The organism is Paraburkholderia dioscoreae (assembly GCF_902459535.1).
In the GTDB taxonomy this organism is placed as follows: domain Bacteria; phylum Pseudomonadota; class Gammaproteobacteria; order Burkholderiales; family Burkholderiaceae; genus Paraburkholderia; species Paraburkholderia dioscoreae.
Window position 1 is genome coordinate 3,072,935 of sequence record NZ_LR699554.1, and the last position, 21,188, is coordinate 3,094,122.

The window sequence follows — 21,188 nt, forward strand, 5'->3', positions numbered from 1 at the left end:
CGCGAACGGACTAGCGCGCTTCGATCACGTGTTCCTGCGCACGTGCGATCAGCCAGCTTTCGCGCAACAGCCGCCTGACTTCGGCGGCCACGTCGGCGTCCAGCGTCGCGGGATATTTGGCCGTGACGGCGAAAATCTCGAAGCACGAGCGATCCGCCGATGGAAACGGCCCCAGCAGGTCGCCCACAGCCGCGTTGAAAATCTTCGCTTCGATATCCGGCTTCAATGAGCCTCGCAGCACCTTGCCGATCACGCCGCCCGCCTCGCGCGTATCCGCAATCGAGTGCTCGCGCGCCATGTCGGCAAAACTGTCGGGATCGTCGTGCAGATACGAAATCATTTCCTTCGCCTTGCCCTCGCTGTCGAGCACGATATGGCTCACCTCGATCGCGTCGAATTTCGGCGAATTCAGCGCGAAGTAATCCTTGATAGCGGCCTCGTTGCCGATCTCGTCGAGCATCTTCTCCTGATACAGTCCGTCGGTAATGAAAGCCTCGAACTCGTCGAGACTGACGTTGAGCGCGTCGAGGTACTGATTCATATCCGTCGCGCGATGCAAGCCGCGCACGCGGCGGAATTGATCGGCGCGTTGCTGGATTTCGTCGGCGCTCACGGTTATGCCCTGCTTCTTCGCCGCGTGAACCGTGAGCTTGTCGCGCACGATCTGCTCGATCAGGCTTTCGAACTGGCCGGTCAGTTTCAGAAGGCGAATGAACTCGCTCACGTCCACGACTTCGTCATCGATTCGCACTATCGCGGTCATTTCATCCGCTCCTTTAATTGACGTGTGATCCGCGCGGTCAACCCGCTACCTGCCTGAACGGATCGAGACCCAGGTCGATCAGGCGGCGCTCGCGCACCACGATCTCGGCGCTTGCCGTCATGCCGTAGCGCAACGGATAGCGCGTGTCGGCAATCTGGTAGTAATCCTTGTCGAGCGTGACGCGGCCTTCGTAGACCGGCTGCTTGTCCGTCGACGACGGCTTGGTGGCCGGGGAAATATAGGCCAGCGTGCCGTTGATCAGCCCATAGCGCTGATAGGGAAAGGCGTTGAACTTCAGCTTGACGGGCAAGCCTTCGTGCAAAAAAGCGCGATCGTGTTCGGCAATTTCTATTTTCAGCACGGGCCGTGCGTCTTTCGGCGCAATGCCGCCGAGCGGCGCGTTCGCCTGAATCTTGTCGCCGCGCTGCGTCGAGGTCACGTCGGTAATGACGCCCGAGACCGGCGCGAGGATCAGCAGAAAATTATCCTTGTCGATGTTCTCGAAGCGAATCCGCGCGGCCGCCTCGGACACCAGCCGCGCACTTTGCAGTTGCAGGCGCAACTTGTCTTCCGCGTCGGTAATGTCGCGCACCGCCGAATCGTATTGAAGCTGCAGGTCGGTGGTCTGCTGGCCACTGGTTTCCAGTTGCGCATTCGCCTGTGCGTATTCATGGCTCAGGCGGAAATCCAGCTCCGCGAGTTTTGATTGCGCGACACGGTACGCGTTATCCGCTTCCATCGCCGCAGTGCGTTTCTGCTCCACCTGCAATTCGGCAATACCGCCTCCGCCCGGCTGCGCGAACAGCCGCGAGTAGCGGTCCAATTCCTGGCGCGCCGCTTCACGCGTGCGCCGGGCATTGTCGAGCACGCTGCGCGCTTCGTCGAGTTCGGCCTTCTGCCCTTCCGCGAGTTTGGTCGTGCCTTCGGAGACGCGATTTTCGTGCTGGTGTGCTTCCACCTCCATCTGCGCCTTGAGCGCGGCCGCTTTACGCTCCATCAGCGCTTTCTTCTCAGGGAACTGCTTCCAGTCGCGCTCGGCGTCTTCCAGTTTGAGTTGCGCTTGCAACGCGTTGCTGGCGGCCTCGATTGCACCGCGCGCGTTCAACCGCGCCAGCACGTCGCCCTTCGATACGGGTTGCCCCTCGGCGATATACAGATCGGCAAGCTCGCCGTCGATCGGCGCGTAGATCCGGCGCACCTCCGATTCCGGCGACAGGGTGCCTTGCGCGCTAACGATCACATCCGCACGCCCCACGAACGACCACAGCAGTCCCACCACGACCAGCGCGACCATCGCCCAGATCAGCGCGCGCGCAATCCGCACGGGCTCCGCCGTGAGAATCGCAATGCCCTCGACGCTGTGATCTTCCAGCGCCTCCGACAACGGTCTAGGGTGACTGTCGCGCTTCACTCTGCTCGCCTCCGATCAACGCCAGCTTCGCTTTCAGAAGTCCCGGATCCAGCACCATGCGCAGTTCCGTCAGCGAACGGCGCTGCAAATTCGCTTCGGCTTCGATATCCGCAAGCAGACGGTCGAAGTCGGCGGGATGATCGGCCTTCAGTTGCGTGTAAATACGCATGCCCTGTTGCGCCGACGTTTGCGCATCGGAAAGCAGACGCGCCTCGCTGCGAAATCCCGGCGAAATACCGGCTTCGAGACGTTGCGTTCCGCCGATCGATCCGCCCGCGCGATATTGTTTCCACAGGCTCTGCGCGCGCAACAGCAGATCCTGCGCACGCGCCAGTGCCTTGTCGTGCAACGCGGCTACGTCTTTCTGGATCGACTGCAAAAACCACACGTCCGTTGCAGGATCGAGGCTCGCGTAGAACGACAGCAGGCGCTGGTCGTAATCCTTGTCGGCGCGCGTCTTTTGCAGGTTCGCGTATTGATCGAGCAGGGCTTTCTTGTGCGCCAGCTCGGCGGTGAGCACATCGGACCACGGCCCGGCGGGCATGGCCTGCAAACCGGCCAGCGCCTGCTGTGAGTCGCCGTGCTGCCATGCCGCCGTCACCGCGTCATGGCGCGCAATCACGTCAGGGGAAGGCAAACGGCTGGCCGCCATTTGTTGAAACTGCGCCTGAAAAGGCGGCGTGCCGAAATGCGCCGATTTCAGCATGGCGACCAACGGTGCCAATTGCCGGCTCAGCGCGGCATTCAGCAAGTCCGTGTATTGGCGCAAATCCTGACGCACCCGGTCAATGCCCGCGAGACGCGGGTAGCGCTGCGCGTAATCGTCGAGCACGGGTGGCAGCGCGTCGGGTTTGTCGCGCGCCAGTTCGGTGCGAATCGTCCCGTTCAGGCGATCGATCGCGGCGAGGTAGACCGAATCGTCGCTTTCGAGTTTGCGCAGATGGCTCAGCGCCTGCGCATAAGGGTCGGCGAATACGGGTACATAAGAAGCGATACGGTCGAGCGCGCGCTGGTGACTCTTCGCGTCGTCTTCCCAGCGTTGCAGGAGGTTGCCGATCGTGCCCTCGTCCGTGTACATGCGAATCGGCGCATCCATGCCACCGCGTCCCGCCACGAAGCGCTCCAGATCGCCGACCCATTGCAATTCACTAATCAGCGACGCCGCATCCGCATTGTTCGCGCTCAATGACTTCATTTCGTTGAGCAGTGCGTCGGCCTGATCGAACTGCGCCTTTTCCAGCACGTTCAGCCAGTTGGGGAGTTTCGCCTTCAACAGCGCCTCACTCGCTAGCGCGCTGACTTTCGTGTCCGCGGGATGGCTCGCCAGATAGCCCGTTGCCGTGGTCACCGCGCTGCTGTAATCGCCGTTGGCCAGCAGGTTCTTCAACTCGCGCTCCGACGAACCGCGCATATATAGCGTCGATGCAATCGCAATCAGCGCCACCAAGCCGACGCCGCCCCAAATCGCGATGCGCCGCACGCTCGCGCGATCGCCGATCGCAAAGGCCTTGCCGAGTTCACCCGCGAGCAAACGCCAACGTTGCGGCCTGCGTTTCGCCGCTCCCGCATGGGCGGCTCCGTTCGCACCATTCGCACCGTTCGTTCCGTTCGCTCCCTTTTCCGTACCCGTCGGCGTATCGCGTTTCCCATGCGCGGAAATAGGCTGCGCCGCCTCGTTGACTTCGTCTTCACGCTGCAGGCCTGGATCGACGCAAAAGATGTCGAGGAAAGAATGCGCGGCGCCGACGAAGGTGGTCTTGTCAGGATCGGCAGCTTCAGCGGCGGCCGGATTGAGGAATAGCTGGGTCACGGTGGGCTCGACTTCAGGGGTCTTCTGCAGCGTCACCCTGTAGACGAAGTGATCTCCGCCAAATGCAACGACGTCTCCCTCTACGAGCGGCAACGCGGATTCGTCCAGCCGCTTTCCGCCGACGAATGTGCCGTTGGTGCTGCCGAGATCTTCGACGTAGAGCTCGCCGCCCTTCAGAAAGATATGCGCGTGTCGCCGCGAAATGTAATTGACCTGATGCGGATAGCGGTCCTTGTAGCGCGAAAAGACGTCGTCCGATTTGCTGACGAGAAACGGAAACGCCTGCACCTCGATGAGTTGCAGGCCGAGATCGTCCCGCTGCGGCACCAGCAGCAGTCCCGGCGCGACGGCCGAACCGGCGGCCGCGACGATACGCGCGCGCGGCTCGATGCTCACCCGGTAGCAGAGCTCGTCGCCAAAGCACAGTTCATCGCCGGCGCGCACGCGTGCCGGTGTTTGCCGCACCGCGACGCCATTCACCGTCGTGCCGTTCTTACTGCCGAGGTCTGCCACGTACACCGCGCCATGTTCCATGAAAATCCGCGCATGACGGCGCGACAGGCGCGCAATCCGTTCCGCCGGATAGTCGGTAAATGGTGCCTCGCTGCGCCCGATTGCGAACAGGTTGTCGACGATCCTGATCGCGTCGAGCGCAGGACGTTGCGCGGACGCAGCCGGCGACAACACCACGTCGAACGCAGCGCCTTCAGTCGCGCGCATCTCAGCAATCGGAGCTTCGCCGGCGGCCATTTTATCTGGATCACTAAGCGTTTACCCGTTGCGCTGGGTGCGCAACGGAAACGGGACGAAGGACTACGGCGGAAAGATATGGTTCGAGTGAGCCGTGCATGAGCGGGCTCCTTAAAGATTGTAAGTCACACATGGCGAGTGTCAATTTTTCGATTGTCAGTTATGAAGGCAACGAGTGCGTCAGATACAGCCGAAATACCCCCTGCTGCGCGCCACGTTACGGATTAGCTCAGTGTTCCTTTACTTGTGCCTGCACATCCACGCTCGGCCAGCCGCCGCCCAGTGCTTTGTAAAGCAGCACCGTGTCGGACAGAATCTGCTGATGGTTGGCGAGCAGTTCCTGCTGCGCCTCCAGCAAGGTCCGCTCGGTTTCGAAGACCTCCAGCTGAGACACCACGCCGAGCCGCAATTGCGACTGGATCTGGTCCGCCACGATTTGCAGCCGCGACACCTCCTGCTGCAACTCCACGCGCTGTTCCTTGTGCGAATTCACATTGACCAGCGCGTTTTCCACTTCCTCGAACGCGCCCATCACCGCCACGCGATATTGCTGTTCGGCAACCGTAGATTGCGCTTGCGTGACTTTCACATGCGCCCGCACGCCGGGATCGAGCAGCGGAATGTTGATGCTGGGCATGAAGCCGTATGTGAACGACTTCAGCAGGTCGGTCAGTGCAAAACTCGCTGTGCCGCCGTGCCCGGTCAGGCTGATACTCGGCAGTTGTGCGAGCTTGGCCTGGCCGACCAGGTCGTAGGCTTCGAGCACTCTGAACTCGGCGGCCACCACGTCGGGACGCCGCGCAAGCAGTTGCGCCGGCAGGCCGTCCGGCACGGGCGGCAGTTGCACGCGCTGCTGCAAATGCCCCTTGGCCATCTGGAACTCTCCCGCCGGCACGCCGATCAGCGTGCAAAGTGCGTTGTTAGCGAGCGCGCGCGAACGGCGCAGATCGAGCAACTGATTGGTCAGGCGGTTGATCTCCGCCTGCTGGCGCAATACCTGCGTTTGCGGCACGAGGCCGTTGCGGCGCTGGCCGTCGTAAATCGTGAGGATCTGGCGGTTCGTTTCGAGCGTTTTCTGCTGCTGCTCGATCTGGTCGTCGAATTGAAGAATCTGGAAATAGGTGCTGGAAACATTCGATACCAGTTCGAGGTAGCCGGCGCGCCAGTCGGCCTCGCTGGCGTGGAATTCCGCCTTTTGCGCCTGCACGCCTTTTTCGACTTTGCCCCAGATATCGATATCCCAGTTCACCTGCGTCGCGACGTTGTACTGCTTGGCGAAGGTTTGGTGCGTGGTCTTTTCGAAATCGGCGCCCGCACCGAGATCCATGGTCGGCAAGGCGCCGGCTTTGGCTTCGCCGATCTGCGTGCCGGCCACGTCGATACGCGCGGCCAGTACCTTGATATCGAAGTTGCCGGCAATCGCCCTGGCGATCAGCGTGTCGAGATAGGGATCGTGGAAGCCTTTCCACCAGTCGGGTTCGATCGTCGCGGCAGCGGATACGGGTGCGCCCTTCTGATCCGACCAGGACGCCTTGGCCGGTGTGTCGGGGCGCTTGTAGTCGGGCATGCTGACATCGATGCAGGCCGACAGCGAAAGCACGCACGCAGTTACCGCCCAAACGCAGCGCAGCGCCGAGGTCTTGCGGAACATGCGCTGACGAACTGATGAAAGCAACGCTGACACGATGTGTCTCCGATGACGCCCACTTCATTGCACGAGCAGAACGCGCCCTTCAACCTTCAAGTAAAGCATCTCCTGCGCAGCTTCACCATCGAAGCAATGCGGGAAGATCGGCGCGGGAATCGGGCGGTGACGCGGGGGTCGCGTGGAAAGAACGATTGGCTGTGAAATCTTTTTGAGGAGCGGGCCGTCTGGAGCCCGCGGAGGCGCCAGGGCCTCCGCGGCGGCCTGTGCCGTTTAGTGCACGCTGATGTTGTTGCTTGCGTTCACGTGCGGATCGATCGTGGTCGTGACGCCAGCGACGAACGCTGCGTTGTTGCCGTTGGCGTTCTGGATGTCCATCTGCGTGTTGATCAGTTGGGTGGCGTTGACGGTCTTGCTGTTGTTCGGCGCGTACACCGGCATGAAGTTGAAGTACGACGACGACGGATAGAAGCCGGTGCCGCCGCGCACGGCGCTCATGGCCTTGCTGTCGAGTTGTTCGGTGATGGACAGGTCTTTGATGGTCAGCGTGTTCATGGTAAATCTCCTGGAAGGGAATACTGCACAGTTTGCGGTTGGGTTCGAGCAACTTGTCTGCTCGACTGTCACTAATGCATGGGCTGTGCCAGAGTTGCTTTCCGATCCTAAGAAATTTTCCGGAACGCTGTAGATAAAGGGTTGCGCGGTTGGTGCGCGGACGAATCTGAAGCAGAGCGGTCAAACGCCGCGCGGAAGATGGTGGATCTCAGCCAACAATTCGCGCGGAGCTGTTGGTTGCGGCGTAACACCGGGACGCTGGGGCGTCACGCCGCGCGTTGCGTCATCGCGCAATGACGGTGATCTTCTTCGAGTACACCGGCGGATTGTGAGGGACATGCATGTCGTCGCCCATCAACAGTTGCAACGTGTGCTTGCCTGGCGGGAGTTGAATCATGGTCTCCGTTTCGCCCGCACCGAAATGCAGATGATTGCGATCGGACGGAATCTCCTGATCCATTGGCGGCAAATCAGTGTCGATCAGCAGATGATGGTGGCCGGTATTCGGATACTTGACGCCTTTGGGCGCCACACCCATGTACCGCAGGCCGAACCACACCTTGAACGGCTTGTTGGCCGGTACGACCTGGCCGTCGTTGGGATAGCCGATATACGCATAGGCGCCGGCCGGTGCCGGCGTCGTACCCGCAATGGCGACATTCGGCGAAGCCAAAGCCGCCGACATGGCGAGTGCCGCGACCGCGATGATCTTGTACATGAAGGTCTCTCCGTTCTCACGGACCCGCTTTGAACGAACGGATCGCGCTAGTCTTTTAGCACGGTGATGGTGATCTTTTTCGAATACACGGGCGGCACATGCGGCACATGGTTGTGATCGCCGAGAATCAGTTGCAGCGTGTGCTTGCCCGGTGGCAATTCGATACGCGCGTCCGTCTCGCCCGCGCCGAAGTGCAGGTGATTGCGATCTGACGGGATTTCCTGATCGAGCGCCGGCAGGTCGGTGTCGATCAACAGATGGTGATGGCCGGAGTTCGGGAACACGACACCCTTCGGGCACACGCCCATGTTCCGTAGCCCCATGCGCACCCACAGCTTGCCACCGTGAATCACGGCGCCGTCCGGCGGCCAGATGATGTACTCCTCGGCACCCGGCGGCGAAGCCGTTTGATCGGCGAGCGCGAAGGCGCTCGGCAACATGTTGCCGAACACGAGGAAGAGCGTCGCGCGCAACGCCTTGCGCCGTGCCTCGCGATGCGCATTCGATTCATGACGCACATCGAGAACAACGGGGGTAACGGTTCTTCTTCGCATAGCGCACTCTCCCGAAGAATGGTCATGGCCACCCCGGCTGCACGAGGCAGGCCGGGCGTTCCGGCTGGATATCGCGGGCGCTCGCGCGGTTGGACGGCCGCCCTAGTTAAAACGACGCGCCGCCTCACTTTGTGAATTAGCTTAGGTCGTAACTTGCCAAAAAGATACGCCACGCTCGTTAACCGTATGACGCATTCGGGGCACGCCGACAGTTGTGACGCGCAAAGCGCGTGCTATCGTTATTAAGAGGTTGCAGATGGATGGTCGATAGCGGCGTCGATGCTTCGCGCGATTGACTCCAGCAACTGCTGCGAGTGGCGCGGTGCTCGATTGCCTATGTTCTGTCCGGAACAAACAGGATGTGAAGATGTGGCGAATATTCATGCTGGTGTGCATGGCCGGGGCGATTCAGGCGCATTGGGGCAGTGCGGATGCGGCGCCGCAACGTGACAGTGCCGAGCGAGGCGCGAGCGCGGAGAAGATGGACGCTGTGCCGCTCACCCCGTTCGCGCCACAGCGGGGCAAGCTGCCTTCTCCACGTATCGCGCTGGTGATCGGTAATGGCGCGTATGGTGCGGATCGCAGGGACCGCAATGACTTGCAAGTGGATGCACTGCGCGAGAACGCCCCGCGCGATGCCGAAGCCATGCGTGACAGGCTGCAAACGCTCGGCTTCGAGGTCATCATGCGCACGAATGCGACGCCGCAGCAGATGCGGCAAGTCATCGGCGAATTCCATGCGCGCTTGCGGCGCGGCGGTGTCGGCCTCTTTTATTTCGCGGGACACGGCATGCGGATCGGCCCGCAAACATTGCTCATCCCCGCAGGACTCGACGCTCGCTCGCCAGCTGCGGCGGTAAGCAATGGCGTCGATCTGAACGCCGTATTGCAGGCAATGCGCGCGCCGCGTGACGGTCAACTCAATCTCGTGATTCTCGATACGTGTCTGAACAATCCGTTCTCGGCGGACGTGACCGGCAATACGTCTGCGCTTCCAGGCAATACGGTGGTTGCATACGCAACCGCACCCGGCGGTTTTGCAGCGGACGGCGCGCGTCATGGCGTCTACACGAATGCATGGCTGCACGCGCTCGACAGCGCTCCGTCGCAAGCCTTGGCGGATCTGTTGCAACGCGTCGCGGCGCAGGTGCGCGACGTGACTGGTGGTGAGCAAACGCCCTGGCTTGCTTCATCGCTTCCGCAGACCTTGCTGACGGCCGATGCGACGTCCGCCATTCGTGACGATCCCGTGGTCACGCTGCATAGCAGAGGTATTTTGCCGAAAGACAGCAGCGAACAATACGAAATCACGTTCTGGAATTCGATCAAGGACAGCAATTACCCGGCCGACTATGAGGCGTATCTGAAGGCCTATCCGAACGGCCGCTTCGCCACGCTCGCTCATGCGCGCATCGACCGCTTACGCGCAGCAGCGACGTCGAATGCACCGTCCGCGGCCACGCCTGCTGCGCCGTCAGTTGCACCGGCTCCGCAAGCCGCGCGGCCAGCGCCGCCTCCCAGTGTGCCGCCGCCCAAACCCACCGCAAGCGCTCCCGCGCTGGCCACGCCACCTGCGGCGACAGTCGCGCAAAAGCCCGTCACGCATGCGCCGGTTGCCGGTGAAAGCCGTGATTGCGCCACCTGTCCGATCATGATCGCCGTGCCCGCCGGTTCTTTCTCGATGGGCAGCAGTACCGACGATCCTTCCGAAAAGCCCGTTCATCACGTGACCATCGGCGCGCCGTTCGCGATCGGCAAGTACGAAGTGACGGTCGATCAGTGGAACTCGTGCGTCGCCGCCAATGCCTGCCAGAAGCTCACACCCGAAAGCAACACTAGCAAAGCCGCGCCGGCGCGCGACCTCAGTTGGGACGACGCGCAGCAATACGTGAAATGGTTGAGCAGGACCACCGGCAAACCGTACCGCCTGCCCACCGAAGCGGAATGGGAATACGCGGATCGCGGCGGCACCACGACCGCCTACTGGTGGGGCGACCAGATGCGCAAGGGCAACGCCAATTGCAAGGACTGCGGCGACCCGTGGCACAAGGAAGGACCTGAGGCGGCCGGCTCGTTCGCACCAAATCCGCTCGGCCTGTACGACATGAATGGCAGCGTCTGGGAATGGACCGCCGACTGTTGGCACAACTCCTACCAGGGCGCCCCCGCCGATGGCCACGCGTGGGACAACCCAGGCTGCGACATGCGCGTGATTCGCGGCGGTTCGTGGCGAGAAGGCGGCGGCTATATGCTCAGCGCGACACGCTTCAAGTACAGCTCGGGCGTGCGCCAGTCGCAAGACGGCTTTCGGGTCGTCAAGGATCTCAAGTGACGTGGGTGGCTTGTCGGATCTGCCGCCGATTCACGGCAGACCGGCAAACCACGCCGACGCTCTCCACGCTCCATGCTCAAGGCGAGCGTGGCTTTGTCGTAATCGGCGCGAAATCGGCGACGATATGATCGCGGCCATATTTGCTGCCGATCTGTGTGAGCCGCGTGTCCAGCGCGCGCAGATATTCGGCGCGCGATTCGCTTTCGGGCCGCGGCTTGTCGAATAGCGGCGCAGGCGTAATCAGCAGCACGACCATCTCCGATCCGAACGGCTTTGAGATGATCCAGTCGCCGGCGCTGCCGATGGTGGCGGTGTAATGCGGCGGCGCCTGATTGTCCTTGGCGCGCGGGCTCGGCACCATGTGCACGACGCTGCCGTCGAGCTGGTAGTAGTCCAGGTTCACATACGAGTCATAGCCCGGCGTGGCGACGTCGACGACCAGCGGATCGCCGTCGCTCAATTGACCGCTGGGCGGCCTCACGTGCAAGGCCGCAGCGTGGCCGGTCTGCATGTTGTCAATCCAGTAGGGCGCGAGCGCCTTGACGGTGTCGCACTTGTCGTCGGCGAGCGGCTCGACTGCAAGTGTCACCGTATCGACGCCCGGCAGCGCCGCCAGCGTGTCCTTCAGACGCGCCGCGCCGTAACGCTGCGAGACGTAACCGCGCACCGTCAGCGAGTGATCCTGCACCGAAGCGGACAGTGCGGAACAGGGCGCCTGCATTAGCGCGGACGTGACGGTGGCTAGAGTCAGCGCGGGCTTGGGCGCGGGCGGTGGCGCAGGAGTCGTAGCGGGCGCCACCGCGACAGGACCTGCCGGAGGCGCCGCAACCGGCGCCGACACCGCCTCACCCGAAGACGACAAAGACGAAGACGAAGAAGCCGCCTGCTCCGCCGGACTCTGCGAAGCGCCCGCCTCCGTCTGCGGCTCGGTCTGCCGGTTCGGCGCCGAGCGGAACGCGAATACACCGACCGCCGCGGCGCACACCACCGCGAAGCTCGCGAGCCCCACCTTCGCCAGCGTGCCGGATTTCTCCGCGCGGGCTTCGTTATCGAACTCGGCGATGAAGCGCTCCACACTCGGCATGCGCGTATTGCGATCGAACGACAACGCGGCACGCAGCGCGCGCCATTGTTTCGCGTCGAGATTGGCGGGCCGCTGCGGCTTGAAATCAGCATTGCGGGCCTGCGTGGCCGACAACCGGTCGAACGGATGATGCCCCGTCAGCAGTTCATACGTGATGCAGCCGAGTGCGTAGATATCGTCGCGCGGGTCCGGTTCGCGGTGCTCGATCATTTCCGGGCTGGCGTAGGCGGGCGTCAACGCGCCGAGGCTGCCGGGATCGAAGACGGTCGCGTCGCTCTCCTCTTCCGGACGCTGAAACACGCGGGCGATGCCGAAATCGATCACCTTCACTTCGGCATTCGTTGTGAGAAACACGTTGGCGGGCTTGAAGTCGCAATGCACGAAGCCGCGTTCGTGAGCATAAGCGAGCGCGCTGCTCATGCCGCGCACGATCGGCAGTGCCGCGCGCACCGGCATGCCCTGATAGCCCGGCGTGCGCAGCAACTGGCTGAGCGGTTTGCCGGACAGATACTCCATGGTCAGATAAACGATCGGCCCGTCGCGGTCGAAGTCGTACACCGTGATGATGTTGCGATGCGCGAGCACCTGCGCCTTGCGTGCCTCGCGCTGTAACGCGACGAGCGAATTCGGGTTGCCGCGGAACTGGACGTTGAGCACCTTGATCGCGAGGTATGGCTTGCGATCCGAAGCTTCGAGCTTGCGCAGATCGAGCGCCTTGTACACCGTGCCCATGCCGCCGACGCCAAGGCATTCTTCGAGCACGAAACGGTTGTTCAACGTATCGCCGGTGCCTTTGATCTGGTCGTGTGCCGCCGCGCCGCCGGTGCCAGCCGCATTGGGTGCACTGCCTGCACTGCCGACGCTCGCTGGGCGCAGCGACGGAATGTCGACCGTGGTCTGGATGCCGGTTTCCTCGCCGCCCGCCGCCACGTTCGAGACGCGCAACTGCTCGATGCGCCGCCGCACTTCCACATAAAGATCGTCGGGTAGCGGCGCTTTGCGATGTGCTGCGCCAAGCATGTCCAGCAGCTGCGTGGGGCCGAGTCCTTCGGTGGTCAACGTGCTGTCGAGTTGAGCCACGAACTCGTCACGGGACAGCTCGCCGTTCTGAAAGTCGTGAATCACACGCGCAAGGCTAGCCATTTGTGCGAAGCACCGCCGCTGCCGTTGGACCGGATCGCACGCGACCCAAGCCTCTTCGGCCGATAGAGAACCTGTCGTAATCAGTTACATGTGCCGCTTCGATACTAGCTCCAGGTCCGTGCTTTCGCAAACCAGGATTGGCCCGCTGGTCGCGCAGTGAGCCGGTGTCGTGAGATATCCAACAGCGTGCCGTGGCCTGTCGGGTGCAAGCCGTCAACCGGTCATCTCGCCCGCACGGCATCACGTCTTCACCAAGCCGGTCCCATGCCTCGAAATCCTTATGCGGCGAGCTTCCTGAAACTTTATCAGGAGCCTTGAATAAATCTGGCACAGCCCGTGCATTAGTGAATCCCGAGCAGACAAGTTGCTCGCAACCAACCCCGACAGCCTCACCCTTACCTCCAGGAGATTCACCATGAACACGCTGACCATCAAAGACCTGTCCATCACCGAACAACTCGACAGCAAAGCCATGAGCGCCGTGCGCGGCGGTTTCGGCCCCTCCACCTCCTACTACAACTTCAGCCCCGTCTTCGCCCCGAACAACAGCAAGAAGGTCGATGCCACCCAGCTCATCAACAACGAGCTGAACCTGCAGAACGCCAACGGCAACAACGTCGCCTTTGCCTCCGGCATCAGCTCGACGGTCAACCCCTACCTCTCGACGAGCAACAACATCCACGTGTAATACGCGACGCGGCGAGGCGCCCGCCTTCCCGGTGCGCCTCACTTCCCGCCGCCTACCCGCGTCCTGCGCGCACCTTTGGAGAAGCACCATGTCACCCCTCATGATTCGCGATCTGTCCGGCACCCGCGAGCTCGACCGCCGCGCCATGTCGGCGGTGGCCGGCGGCACCGGCAGCAGCGTGCCCGGCCTGCCTTCGGTCGCCGGCCTCAGCGGCATTGCCAACGTCAATGTCTCGGTGAACCAGAACCTCAACCAGATGCAATACGTCAACGTCGCCGCACTCAACAACGTCGGCGTGATCGGCGCGGGCTTCGTGCCGCTGCACCTGAACGTCAGCCCGTCGCTCTGGGGCGCCAACTACGCCAACGTGTAACCGCTCAACGTGGCGGGGGCCGGGGGGCCCCGCTACGGCCGGCCGGTCGTCTCCGGCCGGCAAGCGGCGCACAGATTTCCTATACTGATTGTGCGAGGAGACCTCAGCACATTTCACGACACACCCGGGCGGCAGCCGGCGATTCACGCCGGCATGCCGCTCGCTTTCTTTCCTGGAGTCACTATGGCAAAGCTCATCATCAGGGATCTCACCGACAGCGTCGAACTCGACCGGCAGGCAATGACGGCTATCGTCGGCGGTGCTCGTATCGGCGCGCGGCTGAATGGGGCCGTGCCGCTGGTGCCGGCTTCGGCACGCGTCGTCGAATACCCTCCCGGGTTCCCCACTGCGCACCAGACGATTGCACGGGCGGCCATGCAGCGCAAACCGTAGCGCGCACGGTTCCCGCGCCGCATATTCACAACAGCGGCACGCGTTATCCACGCGTGCCGTTTGCTTTCGCGAACCGTGGAGCGGCGCAAGCCGACAACCCGCACGCGGTTGGTCGGGCCTCGCCGAACACTTCCGTTGCATATCACGTTGTCCGGGCTTCATGTTCGGCGAACGCATGGCGTCTCTGCCTTGCTGGCCTTGCGTTGCCGCCTCGCATATGATTTCCTCGCTCATCGCGTGCAATTTGGCATACCCCTTGCAGAAGAATGGCTGAGCACCGCACCGTGCTCGCTCATCCACCTTCAGGAGTAACACCATGAAATCCTCACTCGTCGTCAAAGACCTGCCGCGCTCCGCGGATCACACACATGACGAAATGACGCTCACCGCCGCGCAGATGAAAACTCTGCGCGGCGGCCGTTCCGTCGTCGTCACTGTCGACGGCGGCTCGCAAGCGCACGTCGACGACTTTGCGATCAATACCGCCATCTTCGAAGGACGGATTAGCGGAACCTACCTGTAGGACGCGCGAGATGTCCGCAATTGGAAACAGGCCCCCTTCACGTCACCGTGGAGGGGGCCTGTCCAGTTGATGTGGTGAATGGTCTGACAGAAGCGCGCTTGCCGATAGTTCAACCCATTTCAGGCAGCGTCGGCCTTACTCCGAGGCGTTGAGGCCACAACATTGAACGACGCCTCTTCGGCCACCGCTTCGTCGAGACCGACAAAGCGGTTGAAATCCTCGAAGGAAGTCATCCGGTCCGCGACTGAATCGGTCGAGCCTTCGCGCATGAAGATTTCCATCATCTCCTTGACCGCTTTGTGCATCGCAAACATCGGTTCGATGGGGCACAGCGCATAGTCGAAGCCGAGCTTGTACACCTGGTCGAGCGTCAGATACGGACTCTTGCCCGAGCGTGCCATGTTGAACAGAATCGGCTTGCCGAGCGGCTTCAATCTGCGCACCATTTCCTGCATCTGCTCGATACTTTCCGGCGCGTCCGCATACAGACCGTCGGCGCCGGCTTCGGCGTAGGCCGCGAGCCGCTCGATCGCATCGTTCAGACCCGTCACGGCAATCGCGTCGGTTCGCGCGACCACGAAGAAGTCGGGATCGGTTCGCGCGGCCAGCATGGCCCGCAATTTTGCCTGCATCTCCTCTTTCGGAATCACCTGCTTGCCGGCAAAGTGGCCGCACTTCTTCGGCACCGCCTGATCTTCCAGATGCAGCACCGAAGCGCCTGCTTCTTCCCACAAACGGATCGTCCGCTGCACGTCGAGGATGCCGCCGTAACCGGTGTCGGCATCGGCGAATACCGGCAGCGATGTAACACGGCAAATACGGCGGATATGCTCAAACATCTCCGTCTGCGTCAACAGACCGACATCCGGCTGCCCGGCCATGATTGCCGATGCCGCAAACCCGCTCACGTAAATCGCTTTGGCGCCCGCCTGTTCGGCGAGCATCGCGGTCACGGCATCGTGCGCGCCGAGGCAAACAAAAGGCGGCGACTTCAACAACTCCCTGAAACGTGCAGAACGGCTCACAGTGCTTCTCCCTGTCAAGTCAGATCGGGCGATGTTCACGCCCGCGTCGAAGGCGACCCATTCGCGTTCGACGCGGGCGGCGGCCTATCGCGGCATGTAAGCCCACGCGCGTTTGGCGCGGTCCGTGCGGCGAAACGCGTCGATATCGTCGGCCAGACGCAACGTCTGATCGACCTCGTCGAGTCCTTCGAGCAGAACCGCCCGGCGCGCGGCGTCGAACTCGAACGGCATTGGTTCAAGTCCGTCCGCGCGGATTTGCAGGGCGCGCAGATCGACTTCGAGCGGCGTGCCGTCAGCGGCCACCGCAGCGAGTGTCGCGATCGACGCGGCGTCGAGACAGATCGGCAGCAGCCCGTTTTGCAGGCAATTGGCGAAGAAAATGTCGCCGAATGAAGGTGCGATCACGCAACGAATGCCGAACTCTTCGAGCGCCCACACCGCCATTTCGCGCGAGCTGCCACAGCCGAAGTTCACGCCGCCGAGCAGAATGCAGGCATGCCGGAACGCTGGCTGGTTGAGCACGAAATCTTCGCGTTCTCCCTGCTCCGGACCGCCTTCGCGATAACGCAACGTCTCGAACAGCCAAGGGCCGAGCTGGCCTCGCACGAGTTGCGAAATTCTTTCGATGCGAATGATCAGATCCGTGTCGACGTTGTTGCGCGGTAACGACGCGGCCGGACCTTTGACCACCGTGAACGCTTTCATGATGGGGCTCCCGCATACGACGACGTCGGCGCGGCAATGTGACCGGCCAAAGCGCTCGCCGCCGCCACGGCCGGACTCGCCAGATGCGTGCGCGCGCCGGGCCCCTGGCGGCCGACAAAGTTGCGATTCGACGTCGATACGCAGCGCTCGCCACGCCCCACCACGTCGCCGTTCGCACCAACGCACATCGAGCAGCCGGGCTCGCGCCATTCGAAGCCGGCCGTGCGGAATATCTGCGCGAGACCCTGTGCCTCCGCTTCTCGCGCAACGCTCAACGACCCCGGCACCACCCACGCGGTCACACCTTCGGCGACATGGTGGCCCGCCACGATGCGCGCGGCCGCCTGCAAGTCTTCGATGCGGCTATTGGTGCACGATCCGATGAACACGCGATCGACCGCCAGCTCATCCAGATGCTGCCCCGCGTGCACGCCCATGTAGTCGAGCGCCCGTTGCAATGCTTCACGGCGCGCGGGATCGGACTCGTTGCCTGGATCCGGTACGGCGGCGTCGATCGCGATCACGTGTTCGGGGCTCGTACCCCAGGTGACCTGCACCGCGATCGCCGCCGCGTCGATCTCCACTTCGCGATCGAAGTGCGCGCCGTCGTCCGTCGGCAAGCGGCGCCAGTCTTCCAGCGCCGCCTCGAAGCTCGCGCCTTGCGGTGCATACGGACGTCCACGCAGATAGACAAAAGTCGTCTCGTCGGGCGCGACGAAGCCGAACTTGGCGCCGAGTTCGATCGTCAGATTGCACAGCGTCAAACGTGCTTCCATCGAGAGCGCTTCGACCGCCTCGCCAGCGAACTCGACTGCGTAGCCGGTACCCGCGCCGGCGCCGAGCGCGCCGATCACGTAGAGGATCATGTCCTTGGCCGTGACGCCCTCGGCGACGCTGCCTTTAAACCGTATCCGCATCGTTTTGGGCTTCTTCTGGCGTACGGTTTGTGTCGCCAGCACATGTACCAGTTCGGTCGAACCGATGCCGAACGCGAGCGCACCCAACGCCCCGTGAGTGCAGGTATGGCTGTCGGCGCAGACGATCAGCGTGCCCGGCAGCGACAATCCGAGCTCCGGTCCGATCACGTGGACGATGCCCTGCCTGCCTTCGGTGCCGATATCGAACAGAGGAATGGCGTGCTGCGCCATCTGCTCGCGCAGCGTGTCGACCATTGTCGTGCTCCAGTCCGCATCACCCGCCTGGCGGCCGGGTCGCGTGGAGATCACGTGATCGAGCGTCGCGAACGTCAACTCGGGGTTGCTGACCGGCAAATGGCGGGCTTCGAGTACACGTACCGCTTCGACCCCGGTCAACTCATGCATCAGATTGCGATCCACCTGCAACAGATCGGCGCTGCCCGGCAGATTCGCAATCGTGTGGCTGTTCCACAGCTTGTCGAACAGCGTGCGCGGCGCATTCATGATGCCGTCTCGCTGCTCTGTGCGTGACGCTTCTCGAACTCCCACACCTCCGGAAAGCCGACCAGTTCATGCAACTGGTCCATCGTGAACGACGGCACCTGCAGTTCGAGCGAGTCGCCGTGATCGAGCAGATGACGATAGGCGTTATCCAGCGCAGCGGTAGCCGCCGCCATGCCGATCGAAGGATAGATCGCGATATGGAAGCCCCATTCCTTCAGCGTGCTGCTCGGCACGACCGGCGAGCGCCCGGTCGGCACCATATTGGCGAACACCCATGCGCCGCTATCGGCGAGCTCGCCGCCGATCCGTTCGAATTCCTCGGCGCTTTCCGGCGACTCGACGAAAACGATGTCCGCCCCTGCACGCGCGAACGCCTTGCCGCGCCTGATCGCTTCGTCGAGGCCGAGCGTAGTGCGCGAATCGGTTCGGGCGATGATCAGCATGTCGTCGCTGCGGCGCGCCTCGAGCGCGACTTCGATTTTCTTCAGCATGTCGTTCAGCGGCACCACCTGGCGGCCCTGGGTGTGGCCGCATTTTTTCGGCATCACCTGGTCTTCCATCTGGATCGCCTGCACGCCCGCGGCTTCGTAACCGCGCACCGTATGCCGCACATTGAGCAAGCCGCCGAAACCCGTGTCGGCGTCCGCGATCAACGGCTTGCCGGTGCCCTCGGCAATTTGCCGCGCACGTCCCACCATATCGGCGTAGCTGACCAGGCCCGCATCCGCGACGCCGAGATACGAGCCGGAGACGCCATATCCGGTCATGTACAGCGCTTCGAACGGCAGGCGGTCGGCGACACGCGCCGAGAACATATCGAATACGCCGGGCGCGACGACAAAGCGCCCGCTCTTGAGAATCGCTTTCAGCTTCCCGGAAGTGCTCATCGAACTCTCCTGCTCAGGTGCTATGGGTAAGATGCCGCTGCCACGCGAGCAACAGCAGATTGACGAGCGTGGCGAAAACGAACAGCATCAGCGCGAGCGCCATGATCGTGCTGGTCTCGCTGCGGTTCATCGCGATCATCAGCATGTGCCCGATGCCGCTTTGCGACGCGAACATTTCGCCGATCAGCGTGCCGAGCAGCGTCAGCGAAAAGCCGATGCGCAAGCCGGCGACCACTTCCGGCACGCAGGCGGGCAGCAGCACATGACGCGCGAGCGCAAAAGGACTCAGACGATAGGTCCGCGCCGCGCGCGTATAGATCGGCGGCATATTGCGCACGGCATTCATGGTGAAGATCGTGATCGGCACGATCCCGTGCATCACGCCGAACACGATTTTGGCCCACAGGCCCAGACCGAACGCGAGCAATACGACCGGATATAGCGTGACTTTGGGAATCGAGTAGAAGCCCATCATCAGCGGCTCCATCACATCGCCGGCAAGTTTGCGCGCGCCGAGCAGCATGCCCAGACATACGCCGCCGATCGCCGAGATCAGAAACGCGGAGCCGAACGCGAATGCGGTCACGTACAGACTCGCCGGAAAATCCGGGTCGCTGACGATATGCACCGCACGTTCGAGCGTGCGCCACGGAGTCGTAATCGCGTCCGGACCGAGCATTTCGCTGAGTACCTGCCACAGCACGGCCAGCACGACGATCAGAACGACGCCGTCCAGCCAGCGTCGCGTATGCCGCGGCCTGACGGTATGTGCAACGACGATCGTGCTCATACGGCCTCCCTGCGGATACGCCGGTATAACCGCGCTTCGGCCGTGCGCAGCAACGCGTTGAGCGAGCTGACGAACAGCAGCATCAGCACCATCAGGCCGTACATGGTCGGATTGTCGAAGTTGTTGTAGGCAAAGGCGATCTGATAACCGAAGCCCGAGCCCGACAGCACGAATTCGCCCGCCACCACCGCAATGAACGCATAGACGACCGTGAGCTTGATGCCGGTGAAAACGAACGGCAGGCTCGACGGCAGCGTGATCAAGCGGATTTCGTCGAAGGTATTCAGACGGCACACGCGAGCCGTGCGCAGCAGCACGCGCGGTACGCGTTCCAGACCGTTGAGCGTATTCACCGCCATCGCGACGACCGCGAACAGAAAGCCGATGCCCACCAGCGGCCAGCGATTCAAACCGAGTACGACGATCAGGATCGGATAGAGCACGAACACAGGCACCGCGTAATACGAGAGCAACAGCGGATCGAGCACGCGCCTGACGCGCGGCAACCGGAACAGCAGCACGCCGCCGATGAAGCCGGCCACCACCGCCAGCGCGACGGCAAGCAATGCGCTGCCGAGGGTTTGCAGAATGTCCGTCGTGTACTGGCCCGACAACAGCAATTGAACGGCGCTCACCACCATTCGCGACGGCGGAATGAAAGAGATCGGATCGATCCACGCCGCACGGCTCGCAATCTCCAGCAAGACGATCAGTCCCACGACCAGGCCGAGCCGCCAGCGTGCGGCGGTATTCATTGCTGGCTCCCCAGCGCTTTCAATGCTTCTTCGCGCAACAGGCCCCACACTTGCGCCGTCAGTTCGCCGAAGCGCGCGTCGAGCGCGGTGGTGCTGTCGCGCATGCGTGGCCACCCGGTTTCTATCGTTCTGATAAAACGGCCGGGACACGCAGACATCACGCCGATGCGGTCGGACAGCAACACGGCTTCATCGATCGAATGGGTGATCAGCAGGACGGTCGCGCCGGTGTCGCGCCACAGCTTCAGGGTTTCGTCTCCCATCAGAAGACGCGTTTGCTGGTCGAGCGCGCCGAACGGCTCGTCGAGTAACATCAGTCGCGGCCGCACGACCATTGCCCGGGCAATGCAAACGCGTTGGCGCATACCGCCCGATAGTTGTGCCGGATAGGCGCGGGCAAAGGATTTCAGGCCCATGAACGACAGTGCGTGATCGACCCGCTCACGCACTTCCGTTTCCGCGACGCCTGCCTGCCGCGCGGCAAACGCCGCGTTGTCGAATACATTGAGCCACGGGAAACTCGCGTCTTCCTGAAACACGACGGCCACGCCGTCCGGCACTTCCGCACCGACCGGCTTGCCTTCGAACGTCACCGTGCCGCCGCTCGCCGGGTTCAGACCGGCCAGCACGTCGAGCAGCGTGGACTTGCCGCAGCCGGACGGACCGACCACCGAGAAGAACTCGCCGACCCGCAATTCGAGGCTCACGGGTCCAAGCGCATGAAACGGCGGCTTGCCCTGGCTGCCCTGATAGATTCGCGTGACGTCCGTGAGCGTAGCCTGAATGCGCTTTCCGTCGGGCGACAGCGTACTCGGAGCGACCACCGAGATATTGGCTTTATGGCGGGATAGCGCGCTCATCGA

20 protein-coding genes are annotated in these 21,188 nt (G+C 62.6%); 5 read left to right on the top strand and 15 right to left on the bottom strand.

All coding sequences use genetic code 11. The features are described 5' to 3' along the window. Window positions 1–10 precede the first annotated feature (10 nt). The 7 genes from PDMSB3_RS33825 to PDMSB3_RS33855 all read right to left on the bottom strand — a co-directional run bounded on the left by PDMSB3_RS33825 (window position 11) and on the right by PDMSB3_RS33855 (window position 8,206). Window positions 11–763: a peptidylprolyl isomerase gene (locus PDMSB3_RS33825; RefSeq protein ID WP_007178256.1), complete on the bottom strand. Its 753-nt coding sequence runs from the start codon at window positions 761–763 to the stop codon at window positions 11–13. 37 nt (window positions 764–800) lie between these two features. Further along, window positions 801–2,174 (bottom strand): HlyD family efflux transporter periplasmic adaptor subunit, encoded by a 1,374-nt coding sequence (locus PDMSB3_RS33830; protein ID WP_007178257.1) that lies wholly within the window; start codon window positions 2,172–2,174, stop codon window positions 801–803. Further along, window positions 2,152–4,734 (bottom strand): FHA domain-containing protein, encoded by a 2,583-nt coding sequence (locus PDMSB3_RS33835; RefSeq protein ID WP_165189310.1) that lies wholly within the window; start codon window positions 4,732–4,734, stop codon window positions 2,152–2,154. Before PDMSB3_RS33835 ends, PDMSB3_RS33830 begins: the two co-directional genes overlap by 23 nt. 229 nt (window positions 4,735–4,963) lie before the next feature. After that, complete coding sequence (locus PDMSB3_RS33840) at window positions 4,964–6,385, bottom strand: efflux transporter outer membrane subunit (RefSeq protein WP_007178259.1); 1,422 nt, start codon at window positions 6,383–6,385, stop codon at window positions 4,964–4,966. A 267-nt stretch (window positions 6,386–6,652) separates the two neighbouring features. Next, window positions 6,653–6,934, bottom strand: a complete 282-nt coding sequence (locus tag PDMSB3_RS33845; protein ID WP_007178260.1) for a hypothetical protein — start codon at window positions 6,932–6,934, stop codon at window positions 6,653–6,655. Between the two features lie 283 nt (window positions 6,935–7,217). Beyond that, the gene (locus PDMSB3_RS33850) at window positions 7,218–7,652 is read right to left on the bottom strand and encodes a DUF4399 domain-containing protein (RefSeq protein WP_007178261.1); all 435 of its coding nucleotides are present in this window, start codon (window positions 7,650–7,652) and stop codon (window positions 7,218–7,220) included. Window positions 7,653–7,699: 47 nt separating this feature from the next. Next, the gene (locus tag PDMSB3_RS33855) at window positions 7,700–8,206 is read right to left on the bottom strand and encodes a DUF4399 domain-containing protein (protein WP_007178262.1); all 507 of its coding nucleotides are present in this window, start codon (window positions 8,204–8,206) and stop codon (window positions 7,700–7,702) included. A 367-nt stretch (window positions 8,207–8,573) separates the two neighbouring features. On the opposite strand from PDMSB3_RS33855, the gene PDMSB3_RS33860 reads away from it, so the two are divergent. Further along, window positions 8,574–10,538 (top strand): SUMF1/EgtB/PvdO family nonheme iron enzyme, encoded by a 1,965-nt coding sequence (locus tag PDMSB3_RS33860; protein ID WP_165189327.1) that lies wholly within the window; start codon window positions 8,574–8,576, stop codon window positions 10,536–10,538. A 76-nt stretch (window positions 10,539–10,614) separates the two neighbouring features. Here the strand turns inward: PDMSB3_RS33860 and PDMSB3_RS33865 are convergent, their stop codons facing one another. Then, entirely contained in the window at window positions 10,615–12,765 is a 2,151-nt protein-coding gene (locus PDMSB3_RS33865; RefSeq protein WP_165189330.1) for a serine/threonine protein kinase, read from the bottom strand. 415 nt (window positions 12,766–13,180) lie between these two features. On the opposite strand from PDMSB3_RS33865, the gene PDMSB3_RS33870 reads away from it, so the two are divergent. The 4 genes from PDMSB3_RS33870 (at window position 13,181) to PDMSB3_RS33885 (ending at window position 14,742) form a co-directional block, all read left to right on the top strand. Continuing rightward, window positions 13,181–13,453 (top strand): hypothetical protein, encoded by a 273-nt coding sequence (locus tag PDMSB3_RS33870; protein WP_007178265.1) that lies wholly within the window; start codon window positions 13,181–13,183, stop codon window positions 13,451–13,453. Between the two features lie 88 nt (window positions 13,454–13,541). Then, window positions 13,542–13,826, top strand: a complete 285-nt coding sequence (locus PDMSB3_RS33875) for a hypothetical protein (protein ID WP_165189333.1) — start codon at window positions 13,542–13,544, stop codon at window positions 13,824–13,826. 183 nt (window positions 13,827–14,009) lie between these two features. After that, the gene (locus PDMSB3_RS33880; protein ID WP_007178267.1) at window positions 14,010–14,219 is read left to right on the top strand and encodes a hypothetical protein; all 210 of its coding nucleotides are present in this window, start codon (window positions 14,010–14,012) and stop codon (window positions 14,217–14,219) included. A gap of 316 nt (window positions 14,220–14,535) precedes the next feature. Further along, the gene (locus PDMSB3_RS33885; protein ID WP_007178268.1) at window positions 14,536–14,742 is read left to right on the top strand and encodes a hypothetical protein; all 207 of its coding nucleotides are present in this window, start codon (window positions 14,536–14,538) and stop codon (window positions 14,740–14,742) included. 119 nt (window positions 14,743–14,861) lie between these two features. Here PDMSB3_RS33885 and PDMSB3_RS33890 read toward each other — a convergent pair whose 3' ends face one another. The 7 genes from PDMSB3_RS33890 to PDMSB3_RS33920 all read right to left on the bottom strand — a co-directional run bounded on the left by PDMSB3_RS33890 (window position 14,862) and on the right by PDMSB3_RS33920 (window position 21,185). Next, on the bottom strand, window positions 14,862–15,767 hold the full coding sequence (locus PDMSB3_RS33890) for an isocitrate lyase/PEP mutase family protein (protein WP_007178269.1): 906 nt from the start codon (window positions 15,765–15,767) through the stop codon (window positions 14,862–14,864). Window positions 15,768–15,851: 84 nt separating this feature from the next. After that, window positions 15,852–16,472: a 3-isopropylmalate dehydratase small subunit gene (leuD, locus tag PDMSB3_RS33895; protein WP_007178270.1), complete on the bottom strand. Its 621-nt coding sequence runs from the start codon at window positions 16,470–16,472 to the stop codon at window positions 15,852–15,854. After that, window positions 16,469–17,893 (bottom strand): 3-isopropylmalate dehydratase large subunit, encoded by a 1,425-nt coding sequence (gene leuC, locus PDMSB3_RS33900; protein ID WP_007178271.1) that lies wholly within the window; start codon window positions 17,891–17,893, stop codon window positions 16,469–16,471. The genes leuD and leuC overlap by 4 nt, the downstream gene beginning before the upstream one ends. Beyond that, the gene (locus PDMSB3_RS33905) at window positions 17,890–18,780 is read right to left on the bottom strand and encodes an isocitrate lyase/PEP mutase family protein (RefSeq protein WP_007178272.1); all 891 of its coding nucleotides are present in this window, start codon (window positions 18,778–18,780) and stop codon (window positions 17,890–17,892) included. Before PDMSB3_RS33905 ends, leuC begins: the two co-directional genes overlap by 4 nt. 13 nt (window positions 18,781–18,793) lie before the next feature. After that, window positions 18,794–19,570 (bottom strand): ABC transporter permease, encoded by a 777-nt coding sequence (locus tag PDMSB3_RS33910; RefSeq protein WP_007178273.1) that lies wholly within the window; start codon window positions 19,568–19,570, stop codon window positions 18,794–18,796. After that, complete coding sequence (locus PDMSB3_RS33915) at window positions 19,567–20,325, bottom strand: ABC transporter permease (protein WP_007178274.1); 759 nt, start codon at window positions 20,323–20,325, stop codon at window positions 19,567–19,569. The genes PDMSB3_RS33910 and PDMSB3_RS33915 overlap by 4 nt, the downstream gene beginning before the upstream one ends. After that, window positions 20,322–21,185, bottom strand: coding sequence for an ABC transporter ATP-binding protein (locus PDMSB3_RS33920; RefSeq protein ID WP_007178275.1), 864 nt, complete (start codon window positions 21,183–21,185; stop codon window positions 20,322–20,324). Before PDMSB3_RS33920 ends, PDMSB3_RS33915 begins: the two co-directional genes overlap by 4 nt. Window positions 21,186–21,188 lie beyond the last annotated feature (3 nt).

What these genes read in the sequence shown, in the direction of transcription:
- PDMSB3_RS33825 (WP_007178256.1), bottom strand. Translation starts at nt 763, where the DNA reads ATGACCGCGATAGTGCGAATCGATGACGAAGTCGTGGACGTGAGCGAG.
- PDMSB3_RS33835 (WP_165189310.1), bottom strand. Translation starts at nt 4,734, where the DNA reads ATGGCCGCCGGCGAAGCTCCGATTGCTGAGATGCGCGCGACTGAAGGC.
- PDMSB3_RS33840 (WP_007178259.1), bottom strand. Translation starts at nt 6,385, where the DNA reads ATGTTCCGCAAGACCTCGGCGCTGCGCTGCGTTTGGGCGGTAACTGCG.
- PDMSB3_RS33845 (WP_007178260.1), bottom strand. Translation starts at nt 6,934, where the DNA reads ATGAACACGCTGACCATCAAAGACCTGTCCATCACCGAACAACTCGAC.
- PDMSB3_RS33850 (WP_007178261.1), bottom strand. Translation starts at nt 7,652, where the DNA reads ATGTACAAGATCATCGCGGTCGCGGCACTCGCCATGTCGGCGGCTTTG.
- PDMSB3_RS33855 (WP_007178262.1), bottom strand. Translation starts at nt 8,206, where the DNA reads ATGCGAAGAAGAACCGTTACCCCCGTTGTTCTCGATGTGCGTCATGAA.
- PDMSB3_RS33860 (WP_165189327.1), top strand. Translation starts at nt 8,574, where the DNA reads ATGTGGCGAATATTCATGCTGGTGTGCATGGCCGGGGCGATTCAGGCG.
- PDMSB3_RS33865 (WP_165189330.1), bottom strand. Translation starts at nt 12,765, where the DNA reads ATGGCTAGCCTTGCGCGTGTGATTCACGACTTTCAGAACGGCGAGCTG.
- PDMSB3_RS33870 (WP_007178265.1), top strand. Translation starts at nt 13,181, where the DNA reads ATGAACACGCTGACCATCAAAGACCTGTCCATCACCGAACAACTCGAC.
- PDMSB3_RS33875 (WP_165189333.1), top strand. Translation starts at nt 13,542, where the DNA reads ATGTCACCCCTCATGATTCGCGATCTGTCCGGCACCCGCGAGCTCGAC.
- PDMSB3_RS33880 (WP_007178267.1), top strand. Translation starts at nt 14,010, where the DNA reads ATGGCAAAGCTCATCATCAGGGATCTCACCGACAGCGTCGAACTCGAC.
- PDMSB3_RS33885 (WP_007178268.1), top strand. Translation starts at nt 14,536, where the DNA reads ATGAAATCCTCACTCGTCGTCAAAGACCTGCCGCGCTCCGCGGATCAC.
- leuD (WP_007178270.1), bottom strand. Translation starts at nt 16,472, where the DNA reads ATGAAAGCGTTCACGGTGGTCAAAGGTCCGGCCGCGTCGTTACCGCGC.
- leuC (WP_007178271.1), bottom strand. Translation starts at nt 17,893, where the DNA reads ATGAATGCGCCGCGCACGCTGTTCGACAAGCTGTGGAACAGCCACACG.
- PDMSB3_RS33905 (WP_007178272.1), bottom strand. Translation starts at nt 18,780, where the DNA reads ATGAGCACTTCCGGGAAGCTGAAAGCGATTCTCAAGAGCGGGCGCTTT.
- PDMSB3_RS33910 (WP_007178273.1), bottom strand. Translation starts at nt 19,570, where the DNA reads ATGAGCACGATCGTCGTTGCACATACCGTCAGGCCGCGGCATACGCGA.
- PDMSB3_RS33915 (WP_007178274.1), bottom strand. Translation starts at nt 20,325, where the DNA reads ATGAATACCGCCGCACGCTGGCGGCTCGGCCTGGTCGTGGGACTGATC.
- PDMSB3_RS33920 (WP_007178275.1), bottom strand. Translation starts at nt 21,185, where the DNA reads ATGAGCGCGCTATCCCGCCATAAAGCCAATATCTCGGTGGTCGCTCCG.